The sequence below is a fragment of the Candidatus Acidiferrales bacterium genome (assembly GCA_036514995.1).
Taxonomy (GTDB): Bacteria; Acidobacteriota; Terriglobia; order Acidiferrales; family DATBWB01; genus DATBWB01.
This window is the reverse complement of record DATBWB010000068.1, coordinates 1-3,768: the sequence shown is the minus strand read 5'-3', so window position 1 is coordinate 3,768 and position 3,768 is coordinate 1. Positions and strand designations below refer to the sequence as shown.

3 protein-coding genes are annotated in these 3,768 nt (G+C 56.9%); 1 reads left to right on the top strand and 2 read right to left on the bottom strand.

Features of this window, described 5'->3' with window-relative positions:
• Positions 1–139 precede the first annotated feature (139 nt).
• A complete protein-coding gene (locus VIH17_05250; protein ID HEY4682641.1) occupies positions 140–817 on the bottom strand; it encodes a response regulator transcription factor in 678 nt (225 codons plus the stop codon).
• A gap of 2,483 nt (positions 818–3,300) precedes the next feature.
• On the bottom strand, positions 3,301–3,531 hold the full coding sequence (locus VIH17_05245; protein ID HEY4682640.1) for a hypothetical protein: 231 nt from the start codon (positions 3,529–3,531) through the stop codon (positions 3,301–3,303).
• Between the two features lie 33 nt (positions 3,532–3,564).
• Here VIH17_05245 and VIH17_05240 point away from each other — a divergent pair.
• A partial coding sequence (locus VIH17_05240; protein ID HEY4682639.1) for a TonB family protein occupies positions 3,565–3,768 on the top strand: 204 nt, incomplete at its 3' end.

Sequence of the window (3,768 nt, the reverse complement as noted above, 5' to 3'; positions counted from 1 at the left end):
CGACAGGCGAAGCTCAGCCCAATGGGAGAAACACAGACGGGGAACTGCTTGGTGGCCACGCCGGCCGAGCACAACTCCCCAGCATCCTGTTTGGCTAAGAGTGTTTGACTAAGCTTGGCTGATGCGGTTCCTAAACCGGTTACCGGTGAGTGAAAGCATAGAGAGTCAATTCAACCCGACTGGATACCCCTAGCTTGTCAAAAACGCGAAACAAGTAGTTCTTCACTGTGTGCTCGCTCAGGTTCAGCTTCCGCGAAATTTCGCGATTGGTGAGACCCTCGGCCACCAAGCGAACGACCTGCTCCTCACGTTTCGTGCACAGGCTTATCCCCTGGGCATTAACCACGCGGAGCGGTGCTGCCTGCGCAAGGGCATCAAGAAGAAATTGCAGTTCGATGCTGTTGGCCCAGATTTGGCCGTTATGGACACTCTGAATGCATTTGCAGAGTCGTTCAATGAGTTCAGATCGGCAGAAAACTCCGCTCGCCCCGCCCCGAAAAGCATCGACGATCAGATCACGCTCGGAAGAATCGAGGAGGATGACGACACGTGTCTTTGGGTGAGAAGCGCGCAGTTCACGCAAGACTTTGAAGCCCATCAGGGGACCATCCTGCAGGTTCGCACTAATTACCGCTAGGTGGAGGTCAAATTCGTTTGCGGCATTCAAGATTCCGGCAGAGTCCACGGCAGAGGCAACTACATTGAAGTGATAGTGGGAACGCCTTAGAGCCTTGGCCATTAATTGGCATCCCATTTGACTGGAATCAGCAACAAGAACAGATATCGCCTCGCCGGCGATTTTGCCTGCTGTCCTCATTGCTGCCAGACTCATTGGTGGGCACGTTTGGGCCATTTTTATACCAAGTCGGATTGCGGATTACAATAAAAATCAGTGGTATTTCACTGGAAATTTTTTTCACAAAACTCCAGCACATTCCGTGCCATTCAATGCAGAACCGACCTTTAAGAGGCGGATCCGCATCAATCACATCTCCTGTTCCAACAGACTGTTGGCGACTTTAGCCTCTGCGGAACACCCCGACGGTAGCTCAGAGCTCCGAGCGCCCGCAGGGCAGATCGAGAAGAACTAGGAGTACCCCCTCCATCTCCCCGCTTCCTCTAGTGAGGAACCGTTTGGACCCGTCGCTCGCTGAGTCTGGGATCCTGCACGTCAATCCGTGCCCTTCGGCGCCACCAGCGCCCAACCTCGGGGGCAACCCAAATTCGTGCTTGGGTCGTGGCGACCTTCGATAGCGCAGAGAACAGAGGGCCGGTCCGATCGGCTGCCCAGTCGGTCAGTTCGGTAGTTCAGAATCTGCAAACCACCACCCCGGAAAGCCTTTTCAAAATCCGGCCACAAGTGCTCGGCAATGTCTTCTTCTGAATAACTCCGGCCGCGGTATTCGCTAAGCACATCGGAGTCACTTCTTCTCAAGCTTGGCATCTCGACCAAAGTGCATGCAACCCCCCCGTAAGAATGGTTCGCTTGCGGAACAAGCGCACCGTCTCCCGAATCGAAGACTGGAATACCCATTCTTATCATCATGCCAGCTCCTTCTTCCCTAAGCAGTTATCTCCGCGGTTTTCCCTGTGAGACGGCGAGCCCGGATGGAGCTACAGCAAGATTTGTTTCAAGCCACCGCAATCCCCCAGGGATCCATTGCACGGCGGAATAAAGAGGGTATCCATGCCCCAGAGGGCGCTCGATGTGCCCTATTGTGTGCCACGAGGAAGATAAGCTCCCACTTGCAAGAAACCATTTGCCAAAGTGAACGCGCTTCGTGCCTCGGAAAGTGAACTTGTCATGTCACCATCTGTTTACACTTTGGGGTTCGTTCCCCACTCGGCCGCAATGACGGAACGAAACACGGCTGCCTTCCCAAGGTCGAGCAGCCCGAGGCTCTCCCTGACCGGACAAATGAACGACGTTCGCTCCCTGGCATAACATGTGCTCTGCAGGATCCGGGGGGATGGTGGAGACGCGCCTAAAGATAGGGGGCGCGAGATTCACGATCTTCCGCAGGCTCGGGCGGTCGCGTCAGGCCTAGGGGCAACATCACTCGGGGCGCTCCAGCCAAACCTGGCGATTCGTCTGAGACGAGGACGGTTTCGACAATCGTGCAGAAGCGCGTGCCGCGGTTTCTCATCAAGCAGGAGCCATGCTACCGACGCTGGGGGGAAGCTCTTGCCATCATTTGCACACCGAAGTCTCCCGCACGGCCACTTCGTCCTAACAAGTTGTACATTCAACTAGTCGATTCGCAAGCCCGTCGGTCCGCCCCAGCTTTCTTGTCATCAGCCTTGCTTCATTTCGCAGTGGTCTTCTTTCTCCTGCGCATGCCCTTTTCTGTTTTCCTTGCCGACGCTGCGCCCAAAAAGCAGAATGCCCGAATCGTCTATGAGTTACGGACGATAAACCTGTCCGCCTACCTTCCTTTCTTGCGTCCACCGGGGCCTGGCGGGCATCCAGGGCGAGGAACTCGACCCGACAAACCACCTGCACGCGGCAGCAACGCTTTTCATCCCAAGTTGACTATCATTTCCAATCCTCCGCACCCCGACAACAGTCGTCAAACGATTCTGCAAACGCCTTCTCCACCGGACCTGAAAATCCCATTTGAGATTCATTTGCCCAACATTTTGATCAGCAGCACCACGTTAGTCCTGATGCCACCCCCAAGATTCAATTTCGACGCTGGGCGCATTCGCGTCTCTTCCACGAACAAAACCGAGACTCTCTACCATTCTCCTACTCCTAAAGAGCCTGCGGTGCCTGCCGAATTCGCGCTGACACTACCCCCTTCCCCCAACCTGTTGCCTCATCTTGTAGTGCCAGCGCCCCCGCCTGCGCCCTCTCCCGAAGCGACGAAGTCACAGAACACAACGGAGGTCTCAGGCGTCGGGAGCGACAACGGGACTCCAGGTGACACCACGGGATTGCTGGCTGTGAGCGTTCAATCGGGACCGTTGACGGAGGTCCTCGCACTTCCCCCGGGAAATCGCTACGGGGCTTTTTCGATTTCGCCGGCTGGCGGTCAGCCTGGCTCACCCGGGGGAGTTGCTGCCGGCGATCCACAGGGGGGAGCCGGAGGACCCGGGACGGGCGGTAACGGCAGCACGGGCGTGGGAACTGGAGGAGCTGGCGGCGGAGGTGATGGCGGGCCCACCGGAGAGGTGACCCTTAGCATCACTGGTGTTGCCGGGACGGCAGGTGTCGTCGCTCGGGGTGTCCTCCCATCGAGTGTGGCTGAGAGTCGGATTTACCCAGTTCTATTGGTGCCTCGTATTCCCCGCAATGCGTTAGTGATAACCGCCGGGCCAGTCGGCGGCGGCGGACTGCGCCTCTACGGTGTTCTGCAAGGCGACAAGATCTTCACCACTTACCTGCCCATGCCCGGCAAGAGCTGGATCCTGCAGTATTGCCACCGAAAGGATGCTTCTTCCCATCGAGGACAGCGGTCGCGAGAAATAGTCGCGGAACTGGAGCATGGCTTGATCCCGCCCTTCGCCGAGGAAAAGTTTGACTTTCATCGACCCCCCATCCCTGAGGAAAAAGCTGACGAGATGATCATCTTGTACGGAGTGATCCGAAATGATGGATCGGTAGGTGAGTTGGAAGTCTTGCAAGGTGTTCAGGCGGAAGCGGATCAAGCAGCGTTGGCCGCCTTTGGCCGGTGGAAATTTCGGCCAGCACTGCGAGCAGGCAAGCGGGTCAGTGTGGAGATCCTGGTGGGAATCCCTGCCACCGGGTCGGGCACGGAGGGACCA